This window comes from Kitasatospora sp. NPDC056273 (assembly GCF_042268845.1).
Taxonomy (GTDB): domain Bacteria; phylum Actinomycetota; class Actinomycetes; order Streptomycetales; family Streptomycetaceae; genus Kitasatospora.
In genome coordinates, this window is the sequence record NZ_JBHJSJ010000107.1 from 1 (window position 1) to 12,981 (window position 12,981).

Annotated in this window: 11 protein-coding genes; 6 read left to right on the forward strand and 5 right to left on the reverse strand. The window is 72.8% G+C overall.

Annotation, left to right across the window (positions count from 1 at the left end; translation table 11 throughout):
• Nucleotides 1-265: 265 nt before the first annotated feature.
• Nucleotides 266-1,489 carry a Rieske 2Fe-2S domain-containing protein gene (locus tag ACFCY1_RS40885; RefSeq protein ID WP_375877782.1) on the reverse strand — a complete coding sequence of 408 codons (1,224 nt, stop codon included), beginning with the start codon at nt 1,487-1,489 and terminating at the stop codon, nt 266-268.
• 770 nt (nt 1,490-2,259) lie between these two features.
• Here ACFCY1_RS40885 and ACFCY1_RS40890 point away from each other — a divergent pair.
• The 5 genes from ACFCY1_RS40890 (at nt 2,260) to ACFCY1_RS40910 (ending at nt 8,025) form a co-directional block, all read left to right on the forward strand.
• On the forward strand, nt 2,260-3,096 hold the full coding sequence (locus tag ACFCY1_RS40890; protein WP_181970918.1) for an NmrA family transcriptional regulator: 837 nt from the start codon (nt 2,260-2,262) through the stop codon (nt 3,094-3,096).
• Nucleotides 3,097-3,179: 83 nt separating this feature from the next.
• Nucleotides 3,180-3,827 (forward strand): hemerythrin domain-containing protein, encoded by a 648-nt coding sequence (locus ACFCY1_RS40895; RefSeq protein ID WP_049653942.1) that lies wholly within the window; start codon nt 3,180-3,182, stop codon nt 3,825-3,827.
• Nucleotides 3,828-4,116: 289 nt separating this feature from the next.
• On the forward strand, nt 4,117-4,632 hold the full coding sequence (locus ACFCY1_RS40900; RefSeq protein ID WP_241852920.1) for a DUF1772 domain-containing protein: 516 nt from the start codon (nt 4,117-4,119) through the stop codon (nt 4,630-4,632).
• A 303-nt stretch (nt 4,633-4,935) separates the two neighbouring features.
• On the forward strand, nt 4,936-5,301 hold the full coding sequence (locus ACFCY1_RS40905; RefSeq protein WP_143204557.1) for a hypothetical protein: 366 nt from the start codon (nt 4,936-4,938) through the stop codon (nt 5,299-5,301).
• A gap of 324 nt (nt 5,302-5,625) precedes the next feature.
• Nucleotides 5,626-8,025, forward strand: coding sequence for a lamin tail domain-containing protein (locus ACFCY1_RS40910; RefSeq protein ID WP_375877783.1), 2,400 nt, complete (start codon nt 5,626-5,628; stop codon nt 8,023-8,025).
• An 87-nt stretch (nt 8,026-8,112) separates the two neighbouring features.
• On the opposite strand, the gene ACFCY1_RS40915 is transcribed toward ACFCY1_RS40910, so the two are convergent.
• Nucleotides 8,113-9,336 carry an FAD-dependent monooxygenase gene (locus tag ACFCY1_RS40915; RefSeq protein ID WP_375877784.1) on the reverse strand — a complete coding sequence of 408 codons (1,224 nt, stop codon included), beginning with the start codon at nt 9,334-9,336 and terminating at the stop codon, nt 8,113-8,115.
• A gap of 175 nt (nt 9,337-9,511) precedes the next feature.
• On the opposite strand from ACFCY1_RS40915, the gene ACFCY1_RS40920 reads away from it, so the two are divergent.
• The gene (locus ACFCY1_RS40920) at nt 9,512-10,081 is read left to right on the forward strand and encodes a MarR family winged helix-turn-helix transcriptional regulator (protein WP_375877785.1); all 570 of its coding nucleotides are present in this window, start codon (nt 9,512-9,514) and stop codon (nt 10,079-10,081) included.
• A 125-nt stretch (nt 10,082-10,206) separates the two neighbouring features.
• Here the strand turns inward: ACFCY1_RS40920 and ACFCY1_RS40925 are convergent, their stop codons facing one another.
• The 3 genes from ACFCY1_RS40925 to ACFCY1_RS40935 form a co-directional block, all read right to left on the reverse strand.
• Nucleotides 10,207-11,532 (reverse strand): M64 family metallopeptidase, encoded by a 1,326-nt coding sequence (locus ACFCY1_RS40925; RefSeq protein WP_375877786.1) that lies wholly within the window; start codon nt 11,530-11,532, stop codon nt 10,207-10,209.
• 99 nt (nt 11,533-11,631) lie between these two features.
• Nucleotides 11,632-12,351 (reverse strand): hypothetical protein, encoded by a 720-nt coding sequence (locus tag ACFCY1_RS40930; RefSeq protein WP_375877787.1) that lies wholly within the window; start codon nt 12,349-12,351, stop codon nt 11,632-11,634.
• Between the two features lie 548 nt (nt 12,352-12,899).
• Nucleotides 12,900-12,981: hypothetical protein (locus tag ACFCY1_RS40935; RefSeq protein ID WP_375873872.1), on the reverse strand; the 82-nt coding region annotated here is incomplete at its 5' end.

Genomic DNA, 12,981 nt, shown 5'->3' on the forward strand with positions numbered 1-12,981 from the left:
CCCCCGAGGAGTGGGGGCCGCCCCGCCGCGCGCGGAACAGGGGGTGCTTCGTCCTGCCTCGTTGTTGTGGATCTGCGCGACCGGGTCGTTGGTCCGTCTCTGGGCGATGGTGATCGCGAAGTCCGGCTTGACGAAGGTCTGTTGGCTGCCCAGGGTGCCCTGCCAGGCGCCGAGGAAGGTTCTCGCTCTCCGGAGCCGGCACGCCCGTTTCCCGGTCGGGACGACGGAGCTGGGCGGAGAGGGGCGGCGGGTGGCCGGGGCCGGCTCAGCCCCCGGCTCCGCTGGGGGCGGTGCCGGGGGCCTCCGCCGGGGTGCGGCTCGGGGCGGCGTCACCGTCGGGTGCGCTGCTCCCGTTCGGGCCGGGCCCGTTCGCGGCGCCGTCGGGCGTGCTGCTCCCGTTCGCGCCGGGCCCGTCCCGGTCGGTGAGGGCGGCCGGCCCCGGCAGGTGCGCCTGGTGGTCCGGCGGGTAGAACTGCCGGGCCCAGTGCCGCATCGCGCCGATCGGCCCGTCGCCCGGGGCGAGCTTCGGCGGCGACATGTACCGCTTGGTGGACCAGATCGGGAAGTCGGCCGCGGTGAACTCCAGGTTGCGCTTGAACATCGGGCCCGCCAGCAGCCTGGTGACCGCCCGGCTGACCGTCCGGGCGACGACCGGCGGCAGCCCGGACGGCTCCGACATGACGAAGCGGCTCGCCTGCCGCAGCTGCATCCGGCCGGGAGCGACCTGGGTGGCCATGACCAGCGAGCAGATCTCCAGGCCCAGCGAGGGCGTGTGCACGTCGGTGTGCAGGGCGGTGAGGCCGTACCCGTCCACCTCGACCTGGACCTCGCGCAGGCCGAGCAGCGGGAAGGTCTCCCGGACCAGCATCGAGATGTGGAAGGTGGTGCCGTCGAACTCCACCGGCTTCGCCAACTCGCCCTGCGGCCAACCGTGCAGGGTGACGAAGTGGCCCAGGTCGAAGGAGTTCTCCATGACGTCCTGGGCGTAGCCGGGCATCTCGAAGGAGGTGTACCGCAGGGGTTGCCGCCCGTCGTCGATCCGGTGCCAGGCGGGGATCTCCCAGTCCGGCTTCCGGCCGTCGTGGTGGCGCCAGACGAAGACGGCCTCGTTCACCTCGCGCACCGGCAGCGGCGTCAGTGCCGCCTTGGGCGGCTGGGTGCCGTACCCGGTGCGCACGCAGCGGCCCTCGGCGTCGAAGGCGAAGCGGTGGAAGGGGCAGACCAGGTGGTCGCCCTCGACCGCGGCCAGGCCGAGGTGGGCGCCGAGGTGCGGGCAGTACGGGCGGATCGCGCGGAGGCGGCCGTTGCGCAGCCGGTACAGCACGACGTCCTCGCCCGCGAGTTGGCGGGTGAGGACGGTGCCGGGCCTGAGCTCGGCGGAGAAGGCGAGTGCGGACCAGCCGTCGGGGTAGGGCAGTGCCGGTGGCAGGGCGACATCGGCCGCGGTCGGGCGGCTGCTGACGGGGTGGACGTGCTTGGACACGCGCATGAAGAAGTCTCCTGTCGGTCTGTCCGGCGCCGCCCCTCCCAGGCGATTAGCGCTCGAACAGAATGGATTTCCGATGCTAGCCATGGAACGGGAGCCCGTGCACGGACAATCTCCCTAACTCACAACAAGTCTGATGATCCGTCAGGTAGACCGGTTCAAGGATTCGACAGGTCCCAGCCACTCGCCCGGCCCCGAGGCCACGGGGGTATTCGGGCAGGTCGGCGCGGCCTCGACGTCCGAGCGGGGCCGAAGGGGGGCCGGCGGGGCGGCGGGCCGCATCCAGGGCGGAACAGGGCCGCCCGGCCCGGACGATATTCGTACGGGCCCGTACTGTGGGGCGATCGGTGACGGCGACGGATTCCGCGGTCCCGGTGTGGCGGGAATGCGGATCCGGCCGACCGACGCGGTTCCCCCCGATTTCCCCTCGGCCCTTTGCGGACGCACCGCGCGGTGATTGCCCCACGCGGTCGAGGAGGGGTCGAGAGGTGCTGGAAAGGGCTTTCTGCCGGGGGTGGGGTGTGTTGTGGTGGGTGGCAGGGGAGCCCTGGCCGCGGACGGCTCGACGGCCGTGGGTGGGCGGAGCGCCGCTGGTCGGTGACGTACCGGTGGCGTAGACGCTCGCGCATGGAACTGAGAGCGGCGGCTATGGATCGCCGGGCCAGGGGGGATTTGAATTGGTGCCACGACGACGAACCGATCGGGCGCAACCGGCGCCTCCGAAGGACCGGTCGTCGGTGATTCCTCCGAGTCTTGGAATGAGGGTGTGTGTGATGGCTGGTGTGGTGGATCTCGCGGTCGAGTCCGGTGTCGTGCTGGTGGTCGGTGGGACGGGGAAGACGGGTCGTCGGGTGGCGGACCGGCTGACGGCCCTGGGGTACGGGGTGCGGGTGGGGTCGCGTTCGGGGGCGGTGCCGTTCGACTGGCACGACGAGGGGACGTGGGAGGGGGCGTTGGAGGGTGTGAGTGCGGCGTATCTGACGTACTACCCGGATCTGGCGTTCCCGGGTGCGGTGGAGGCGGTGGGGGCGTTCTCGCGGTTGGCGGCGGAGCGCGGGGTGGGGCGGCTGGTGCTGCTGTCGGGGCGCGGTGAGGAGGCCGCGGAGGCGGGGGAGAAGGCGGTGATGGAGTCGGGGGCCGCGTGGACGGTGGTGCGGTGCGCGTGGTTCAACCAGAACTTCAGTGAGTCGTTCTTCCTGGAGCCGGTGCTGGCGGGGGAGTTGGCGTTGCCGGTGGGTGGTGCGGTGGAGCCGTTCGTGGACGCGGAGGACATCGCGGACGTGGCGGTGGCGGCGTTGACGGAGGCGGGGCACGCGGGGGAGGTGTACGAGCTGACGGGGCCGCGGCTGCTGTCGTTCTCGGACGTGGCGGTGGAGCTGTCGGCGGCGACGGGGCGTGAGGTGCGGTTCGAGGCGGTGTCGGAGGAGTCGTACCGGGGGGTGCTGGAGGCGGCGGGGCTGCCGGCGGACTTCGCGGAGCTGTTCTCGGTGATCCTGGACGGCCGCAACGCGTCGCTGGGCGACGGGGTGCGGCGGGCGTTGGGCCGCGAGCCGCGGGACTTCGCCGACTACGCCCGCGAGGCCGCCGCCTCGGGCGTGTGGAACGCGTGAGCCGACCCGTCCGGGGCGGCTCCGACCGCCCGTCTCCGGGCGGGCGCTGGTAGGGAATCCGAACGGACACTGGAGGTCTGGTCATGACGGACGGCACAACGGTCTGGTCGACGGAGCAGGGGCTGCGCGCCCTGCCCGAGCAGCTCAAGGGCTTCGGCCTGATGCACGTCGCGATGCGCCGGGACGCGGCACGGCTGACCGCCGCCGCGCAGCGCGGCTCGGCGGGCTCCGCCGCGGCGCTCGCGGAGTGGTTCGGGCGGCTGCGCTCGGTGATCGACTGGCACCACCACAGCGAGGACGAGATCCTCTGGCCGTACCTGCGTGGCCGGGTGGCGGGCTTCGACGGCAGCGGGGTCCTGGAGGAGGACCACGAGGCGCTGGACGCCTCGATGCGCCGGGTCGCCGGGGTGCTCGGCTCCGGACTGCGCGCCGAACTCCCGGAGGCCGCCCAGGCGTTCGAGAGCCTGGTGCGCGAGCACCTGCGGCACGAGGAGCCGGTGGTCTTCCCGGCGCTGGCCGGCCTGTCGGTGGACGAGTACCTGCGGGTCGAGCGCCGGATCATCGGGAGCGCGCCGACCCAGGTGATGACCTACCTCCAGCCCTGGATGTTCGACGGCGCGGACGCGGCCTCGGTCCGGGCGGTCTCGGCGACCATCCCGGCCCCGGTGCGGTTGCTCGGGCGGACGGTCCTGGACCGGCGGTACCGGCGCGGGCTGGGCGCGGTGCTCTGAGCCGGCCTCTTCGCCGTGTTCGCCGGGGCGGTGAGGTGCGCCGGCCCCGGCCGGGCGCGGCACCGCCGGGTGCCGCAAGTGCCCTGCCGGGGGCCGGGGTTCCGGTTGTCGCGGTTCCGTTGCGCGGTGCGCCGCACGGTGGGCGGTGTCGAGAGTTCCACGTTCGTCGGCGCCGCACTCCGCGGGGCCGGAAGATTGAGAGGGTCCAGGGATGCGTTCGGATCAGACCGCGGTTCCGCTGTCGTACACGGCGCCGTCGGCCATCGGGAGTGCGGGGGTGGGGAGTTCGGTGCGGGCTGTCGGACAGAGCAAGGCCGCGGGGCCGCTGCTGGTGGGTTCCACCGTGGCGATGGGCCTGATGGCGGGGCTGTTCTTCGCCTTCGACGTGTCGGTGATGCCGGGCCTGGCGGCCGGGGACGACCGGACCTACGTCACGGCGATGCAGCACATCAACAAGTCGATCGAGAACGGGCTGTTCGGTCTGGTCTTCGTCGGCGCCTTCGCGGCGACCGGCCTGGCGGCCTGGCTGCTGCACAAGGCCGGCCGGCGCCAGGCGGCGCTCTGGGCGGGCCTGGCGACGGCGCTGTACGTGGTGGCGCTGATCGTCACCATGGGTGTCAACATCCCGCTGAACAACGAGCTGGCGGCGGCCGGCGACCCGGCGCAGATCCACGACTTCGCCGCCGTGCGGGCCAAGTTCGCGGACAGCTGGGTGCCGGTCAACATGCTCCGCACCGCGCTCTGCACCGGCGGTCTGCTCGCGCTGACCCGCTCCCTGGTGCTGCACGGCCGCGGCGGCCGCTGAGCCCCGGCCCGCCCGGTTCCGCGCCTCGCCGCTGTGCCCGTCCGCCTCGTGCGGGCGGGCACACGCGCGTTCCGGGGCCGTGCGCCCGCCGTTGTGGCCGGGCTGCCGGGGCCGGCCCGGTGCGCTGGGGCGTGCGCCGGTGCGCCGGTCCGGTGCGTTCTCCCAATTCACTTGGTGAGACACCGAGTTGGCGAACCGGTCCGATGTGGTGGAGCATAGGCCGGGCCCGGTCCGTTGCGGTGCGCTTGCGCCGCGGCCGAGCACCGTACAGCTGCTGGGGAGGAGGCGGTTCCGGTGACTCCGGTGGAACGTCCGTTTCTGGTGCGGGGGAAGGCGGTACCCCTGGCCAGATATCTGGCGGAGGAGGCCATCGAGGGCCTGGTGGCCTGCTCGTGCATCGGGAACGAAGTCTGCATCGACCTCGCGGACACCAGGATCCTGGTGAGCCTGGTCGACGTCGCCGACGTGCTGCGGCTCAACTTCCACATGGTCCAGGACGGCCCGGCCAAGCCCCGCTCGTGGTCGCGACGGCTGCCCGCCGGCACCGGCCCGCGCGAGACCGCGTCCCGGATAGCGCTGGACGTGCGGGCCCTGGAACGCGAACTGGCGCCCTTGCGCCGGCGTCCGCCCCGGCCGGTGCCGGGGGCGGCGCAGCACCGCCCCGGCTGAGCCGGGGTCGGCGGCGAGGGCGACACGGACGACGAGGACCGGCCCGGGTCCGGCAGCGGGGGCGCTGCCGGGCCCGGGCTCCGTGCTGTTCCTGTTGTTTCGGTGAATCAACAAACGCTCAAAAGGCGGCAGTTGACCGCCTGGATCCGGAGCAGAGTCTCCCACTTGTCGCGCGTAGAAACGTTCTTCCGCCGTACGTCTGGCCGTTGCCCGACGCGACCGGTAGGGATCTGGTGGCACTGCTAGAACCTCAGCGCCCCACTTTCCCATCCGTGGTCACAACCGCCGGGCCGCGCGCCCGGACGGTGGTCAGGAGTCAGCCTCATGCGGAGCACCCCGAACCCCCGGATCAACCCGAGAGCGCCGCGGTTCCGGCGCCGGACGCTCGCGGCGGCCTCCGCCGCGGCCGTGGTGGCGGCGCTGGTGGCGCTGCCCGGCGGCGTGGCGCAGGCCGCGTCGCCCGACATCGTGATCAGCCAGGTGTACGGCGGTGGCGGCAACTCCGGCGCCCCGTACGCCAACGACTTCGTCGAGCTGTACAACCGCGGCACCGCGCCGGTGTCCGTCACCGGCTGGACGGTGCAGTACGCCTCGGCCGCCGGGGGGAGCTGGTCGCGGACCACCCTCTCCGGGACGATCGCGCCCGGCCGCTACTTCCTCGTCCAGGAGGCCGCCGGAGCCGGTACGGGCGCCGCGCTGCCGACGCCGGACGCCACCGGCACGATCGCCATGTCCGCGACCTCCGGCAAGGTCGCCCTCGTCACCAACGGCACGGCGCTGACCTGCACTTCGGGCTGCGCGAGCCAGTCCGGGGTGAAGGACCTGGTCGGCTACGGCAGCGGCGCGAGCTCCGCCGAGGGGACGCCGACCGGCAACCTGTCGAACTCCACCGCCGCCCTGCGCACCGGCGGCGGCGCCACCGACACCGACAACAACGCGGCGGACTTCGCGATCACCGCGCCCGTGCCGCGCAACTCCTCCTCCACCGGCACCGGCGGCAACCCCGCCGGCACCCGCATCCACGACATCCAGGGCGCCGCCCGCACCTCCCCGCTGGCGGGCAGCGCGGTCAGCGCCGTGCCCGGCGTGGTGACGGCCGTCGGCCCCAACGGCTTCTGGTACCAGGACCCGCAGCCCGACAACGACCCCGGCACCAGCGAGGGCATCTACGTCTACACCGCCGGCGCGCCCTCGGTCGCGGTCGGCGACTCGGTGACGGTGAACGCCACCGTCACCCAGTACCGCCCGGGCGGCAGCGGCGGCACCACCAACCTGTCGATCACCGAACTGACCGCGCCCACCGTCACGGTGGTCGCCCACAACGTCGCGCTGCCCGCCGCCACCGTGGTCGGCCAGGGCGGGCGGGTGCCCCCGTCCGCGGTCATCTCCAGCGTCACCTCCGGCGACGTCGAGGCGGCCGGGAACTTCCAGCCCGCCACCGACGGCCTGGACTTCTGGGAGTCTCTGGAGGGCATGCGGGTCGAGATCGACAACGCGGCCGTGGTCGGCCCGACCAACAAGTACGGCGAGCTCGCCGTCGTCCCGCCGGGCAGCACCACCCGCACCAACCGGGGCGGCATCCTGCTCCAGGCGAACGACGGCAACCCGGAGCGGGTCGTCCTCGGGAAGGCGCTCGCGCCCACCCCGACCGCCAACGTCGGCGACACCCTGACCGGCGCCACCGTCGGCGTGCTCGACTACGCCTTCGGCAACTTCACCCTCCAGGTCACCGCGACCCCGGCGGTCACCTCCGGCGGCATCGCGCCCGAGACCACCGCCGCGCCGACGGCCGGGCAGCTCGCCGCGGCCACCTTCAACGTGGAGAACCTCGCCCCCTCCGACCCGCAGAGCAAGTTCGACGGCCTCGCGGCGGGCATCGTGACCAACCTGCGCTCGCCCGACCTGGTCGCCCTCGAGGAGATCCAGGACAACAGCGGCGCCACCGACGACGGCACGGTCAGCGCCACCCAGACCCTGGCCAAGCTCACCGCGGCCATCACCGCGGCCGGCGGCCCCTCCTACTCCTACCGCGAGATCGACCCGGTGGACGGCCAGGACGGCGGGCAGCCCGGCGGCAACATCCGCCAGGTGTTCCTGTTCCGCACCGACCGCGGCCTCTCCTTCACCGACCGCCCCGGCGCCGGATCCACCACCGCCGACTCCGTGGTGAACGCGGGCGGCACACCGCAGCTCGCCTACTCGCCCGGGCGGATCGACCCGACCAACTCGGCGTTCAACTCCAGCCGCAAGCCGCTGGCCGGCGAGTTCCGCTGGAACGGCAAGCCGGTCTTCGTGATCGCCAACCACTTCAACTCCAAGGGCGGCGACCAGCCCCTCTTCGGCCGCTACCAGCCGCCGGCCCACCCCTCGGAGACCCAGCGCCACGCCCAGGCGACCGCGGTGAAGGGCTTCACCGACCAGATCCTGGCCGTGGACCCGAATGCCTCGGTCATCGTGCTCGGCGACCTCAACGACTTCGAGTTCTCGCAGACCGCCGACATCCTCACCGCCGGCGGCTCGCTCACCGACCTGCCGCGCACCCTGCCGCTGCCCGAGCGCTACACCTACGTGTACGAGGGCAACTCGCAGGTGCTGGACCACATCCTGATCTCCGGCGCGCTCGCGGCCACGTCGTACAGCTACGACATCGTGCACATCAACAGCGAGTTCAGCACGCAGCTCAGCGACCACGACCCGCAGGTGGTGCGCATCCCGCTGCCGTAACGGCCGGGGCCGACGGTGCCGGTCTCCCCGTTCCTGGGGAGGCCGGCACCGGTGGTCCGGAGGTCCGTCGTCCGATCGCCCTGACCGTCACAGCCGTCCGGCGTAGTCCGGCAGCCGCAGGTCCGAGTGGGCGGCCCGGGCCGTCCGGGCACTCGGCGTCGCCAGCTCGCTCGCGGCGGACTCCGGATCGCGCACCACGGCGTTGCGGGCCTCCAACTGCTCCCGTGTCCTCGGCGCCACCGACGTGCCGCCTCCGGTGGCCAGCGCCTGGTTGCGCTCGGCGAAGGGGCGCATCCGGCGCTCGTAGGCCGCGAAGGCGGCGGTGTGGTCGGAGCGCGCGGCCAGTTCGCCGGCCAGGACGTACGCGCCGACCAGGGCGAGGCTGGACCCCTGGCCGGACAGGAACGACGTGGCGTGCGCGGCGTCGCCCGCGAGGACCACCCGCCCGCGCGACCAGCTGGGCAGGTGGATCTGGCTGACGACGTCGAAGAAGAGGTCCTCGGCGTCCCGCATCGCCGCCACCAGGCGTGGCAAGTGCCAGACCCGCTCCGGGAACCGCGCGGCGACCAGCTCGCGCTGGGCCCGCGGATCGCGGAAGGCCTCGAAGGGCGGGTCGTCGCGGGTGAAGGTGAGGAAGCCGTGGAGCCGGTCGGCGGGTTCGTGCGCGTTGAGGACCGCGCCGCGGCCGACGTCGTTCCAGACGACGGCCTCGCGGACGAGGCCGAACTCGTTCGGGAGCGTGAAGCCGGCGAAGACGTGCCCGAGGTAGCGGTGGAAGGCCTCCTCGGGGCCGAGAACCAGCCGGCGGGTGTTCGAGTGCAGGCCGTCCGCGCCGACCACGAGGTCGAAGCTGCGGCTGGCGCCGCTGTCGAACCGCACGTGGACGGCCTCCCCGTCGTCCTCCAGCGCGGCGATCGAGTCCTCGAAGAGGAACTCGACCCGGCCGCGCAGCGGCTCCTGGAGGGCGTCGGCCAGGTCGCCGCGCCGGACCTCCAGGTCGTGGCCGGCCGCGCCGCCGGTCAGCTGTTCCGGGCGCAGCGAGCCGACGGCCCGCCCGACGGAATCGACGAAGGTGATTCGCTGGCTGTCGACGTGGGCGGCGCGCAGGCGCGGCAGCAGCCCCATGCGCTCCACGACCTCGCGGGCGGGCCCGCGGACGTCGATGGCGTAGCCGCCCCCGCGCACGGCGGCGGCCTTCTCGACGACGGTCACCTCGAATCCGTACCGGTCGAGCCAGTACGCGAGCGCGGGGCCCGCGATGCTGGCCCCGGAGACGAGGACGCGACGGGCGGGGCGTGACACGGTGTTCATGGCCTCTCACTTCCTTCCCGGCGGGCATCCCCGCCGGCACGTCGGTGGTACGCACCTGGACGAGCGGAAAGATGCGTACCTCAGGTATCTTTATGGAGGTCACACGTCGCCCTCGCGGGCGGTGGCCACCCCCCACAATACAGATACCTAACTTAGGTATGCAAATGGAGGTGCCATGCCCGCCGAGGCTCCTGAGCCCGCCGAGACCCCCGGGTTCCCCGAGGCGCCCGACTCCGTCAAGGCTTCCGATTCCCCCGAGGCCCGCGAACCGGGGGAGCCGCGGCCCGACCTCCTCGCCGCGCTGACCCGGATCTCCCGGCTCAGCGCCGCCCTCACCCGGGGCCGCCTCGTCGAACGCGCCGTCGAGGAGGCGGGCCTGGGGCGCGACCGGCCCGCGGTGGGCGTGCTCGTCACCCTGCGCACGGCCGACGGGCCCCTGCGGATCGGCGAGATCGCCGACCGTATGCAGGTCGTCGGCCCGCACATCACCCGCCAGGTCCAGATCCTGGAGAAGCACGGCCTCGCCCGCCGCATCCCCGACCCGTACGACGCCCGGGCCCGCCTCATCGAACCCACCGAGGCCGGCGCCGAGGCCGTCAACCGCTACCTCGCCTTCCTGCTCGGCTGGTTCACCGACGCCCTCGGCGACTGGCCCCGGCAGGACCGAGACGACCTCGTCCGGCTCCTCGCCCGCTTCGCCGACGATGTGACGACCCGGCTCGCCAGGCTCGACGAGGAGGAGTAGGGGCGGGGCCGCGCTGTCGGGGGCGAACGTGACGCCGCCGTCCCGCCCCTGTCGACCAGCGGGCGGGACGGCGGCGTCACGTCGTGTTAGCGCTTCCCGGCGCGTTCCGGCGCCTTTTAACGCGCTTAGCGCGTCACCGTCCAGGACAGGCTCGCGGTCAGCTTCGCGCGCAGCGCCGGGTCCGCGACGGCCGGGGTCGGGTCGGTGGCGACCGCGGTGAGCACGTGCGGCCGGGAGCGCGGCCCGGTCAGCTTGAGCTCGGCCAGGTCCAGTGCGGTGCGGCCGCCCAGCCGGGGCAGTTCCTTCCCGTCCAGGTACCAGCGCAGCCGGGTGCCGGCCACCGGCAGGTCGACGGTGAGGCGGTCCGCGGCGGTGAGCCGACTGCCGTTGGCGGTGGGGCTGGTGAGCGGGGTGGCGTGGCGGTAGAAGCCCGCGATCATCGCCTCGCGCCCGGGCAGGTTGAACTCCCGTCCGAGCGAGCGCATGATCGAGTTCTCGGTCGGCCGGTAGAGCCCGGTCGGGTAGTAGCCGCCGCCCTCGTACGCGCCGACCGTGCCGCCGTCCGGCGAGGCCTGGCCCAGCCAGCGCGACCACTTGGTGCCCTGCTGGCGCATCCGGTCGGCGGTCAGGGTGCTGATGTTGGCCTCGGTGGGCTCACTGCCCTGGTACGTCCCCTGGCCGTCGTACGCGTACTCGTCGGCCAGCTTGCCCAGCGAGTGCCCGGTCTCGTGCACCGCGATCTGCCCGGACTTCGCGTTGCCGCCCGCCACGGTGGCGATCCCCTCGTAGCCGAGCGGGGACTTGACGTCGTTGTAGCCGGCGCCGCCGTACTTCGCGCTGTTGGCCACCACGAGGACCAGGTCCGCCTGCGGGGCCTTCGCCGCGTACGACTCGACCGCCTTCTCGTCCACGCAGAGCAGCCGCTCCACGCCGTCGCACCAGAAGTACGAGCCCAGCGCGGTGTGCCGCACCGTCCCCTGGTCCGGATCCCCGGTGACCCCGGACTCCGGCGATATCGCGGACACCGCCCAGACGTTGAACAGCGCGCGGTAGCTGGCGTAGGGCTCCACGGCGGTCATCTCGCGCCACTTCTGGGCCGCGTCCGCGCGGAACTTGTCCTGCTCCTGCGCGGTGTACCCGTCGCCGATCACCACCACGTCCAGCTTGGCGGCCGGCTCCCCGTTGCGGACCAGCGCCGTCACGTCGCCGTCGCCCCGCATCGGGGCCACGCCCTGGGCGCGGTCGGCGAGATAGGGGGAGACGGCCGGGGCCTGGGCCCGGGAGATGCCGCCGTCCTCGGCGAACACCTCCACCTGACGTGTCGACGGCTTGTCGCCCGCCGGACGGTTGTCGCCCGCCGGACGGGCCCCGGCGGGCGCGGCCCCCAGCACCGCACCGGCGAGTACGGTGGCGAGCAGGGCGGTGGCGGTTCTGACGGTGGTGCGGTGCACGGGGGTCCTTCCGGAGGGAACGGTCTGTGGCCTGCTCCCTTCCCATGGCGATAACCTGACAATCCTGCGTCAGCGCAACCCGATTCCCGAACCCACCGGTCACACATCGGCCCGGGCCGGCCCGAAGGACAGGCGGCCGACCACCGCACAGGCCGCGACGGTGCTCAGCCAGGCCAGGACGGCGACCGTGATCGTCACGGGGAAAGACCACTGGAACGCCCCGATGAGGACGAGGGAACCGGCGAACGACCCGACGGTGAACACGATGCTCCCGACCTGCACCACGTCCCTGAGGCCCTCCCGGGACCGGTGCAGACCGTGGACGACCGCCGCACTGCCGACGCTGATCAGCAGCGCCACCCCGAGGACGGGCAGCCAGGGCAGCTGAGGCTTCACCGCCCGGTGGCCGCGGTACGAGATCTGCACCACCTTGCCCTTCCAGACCCCCACGTCGATCGCGGTGCCGACCTCCACGTCCTGGAAGAAGGGCTCGCCCACGTCGTACTCGTCGCCGCCCGCGGTCTCGCGCGCGACGACCAGCTTGTACGAACTGAGGTCGTTCTCCCGGTCGGTGTCCACCTTCTTCCTCACGACCCGCCCGCTCTCCAGCCGCAGACAGTCCGCACCCGCCCCGGCCGCCGACGTCCCGCACACCGGGGCCGTCCGGTACGCCACCGTCACGTCGTACGTGCGCACGAAGAGGAGGAACCCGGCCACGACGGGCACCAGCCCCGCCAGCACGATCAGCACCCGCCCCGCCGCCCGGAGCCGCGCCGCCCGCCTGCTCGGCTTGATGACCGGTTCCGTCCCGACGTCCATCGCACCCTCACCCACCCCACGACACCTGCCCGTTGCATCCGGTTCTGATTCCCGGTCGCGGACCGCATGATGCCAGGGAGCACTGGCGGGCGCCTCCGGGATGCCGGAGCGGCCGGGGCGCCGGAGTAGTGGGCTTCGAGCCCGTGTACGTCGAGCTTGACTGGTACGACGGTCCGCGCAAGGGGCTCACCACCGTCGACGGCGTATCCCACTAATTCCAGTGCCGCGATGCCGACTTCACCGTCGCCCCGACCTCTACCACGCATGGCCCGCGGACGAGCGCGCGATCGCCATGGAACGTGAACAGTGGGCCGCCTAGGTCGAGGGGCGTGAGGCTCCGGCACCTCTACGGGGCCGCGAGTTCGGACGGATAGCGCGATGAGCCGGAAGCACGTGAAGTGCCCGGCTCATTCGCGCTTTTGGTCTTCGTGCGGTGCGTGCTCTTTCTCTCTTCCCAGGGCCCGGGTTTCCGGCTCGGATTCACGGACTGGTGTCCGCTTTTCCGATCCCGGGTCTCGTGTTCTCTTCTTCAGCTTGTTTTTTGTGTGTTAGGGGAAGATGTTTTGGCCGGGGGTGAGGGTGTGGGTGGGGTCGTAGGTGTTTTTGGCGTTGGTGAGGGTGGTCCAGTGG

Coding starts and splice junctions, on each gene's coding strand:
- ACFCY1_RS40885 (WP_375877782.1), bottom strand. CDS start 1,489: ATGCGCGTGTCCAAGCACGTCCACCCCGTCAGCAGCCGCCCGACCGCG.
- ACFCY1_RS40890 (WP_181970918.1), top strand. CDS start 2,260: ATGGCTGGTGTGGTGGATCTCGCGGTCGAGTCCGGTGTCGTGCTGGTG.
- ACFCY1_RS40895 (WP_049653942.1), top strand. CDS start 3,180: ATGACGGACGGCACAACGGTCTGGTCGACGGAGCAGGGGCTGCGCGCC.
- ACFCY1_RS40910 (WP_375877783.1), top strand. CDS start 5,626: ATGCGGAGCACCCCGAACCCCCGGATCAACCCGAGAGCGCCGCGGTTC.
- ACFCY1_RS40915 (WP_375877784.1), bottom strand. CDS start 9,336: ATGAACACCGTGTCACGCCCCGCCCGTCGCGTCCTCGTCTCCGGGGCC.
- ACFCY1_RS40920 (WP_375877785.1), top strand. CDS start 9,512: ATGCCCGCCGAGGCTCCTGAGCCCGCCGAGACCCCCGGGTTCCCCGAG.
- ACFCY1_RS40930 (WP_375877787.1), bottom strand. CDS start 12,351: ATGGACGTCGGGACGGAACCGGTCATCAAGCCGAGCAGGCGGGCGGCG.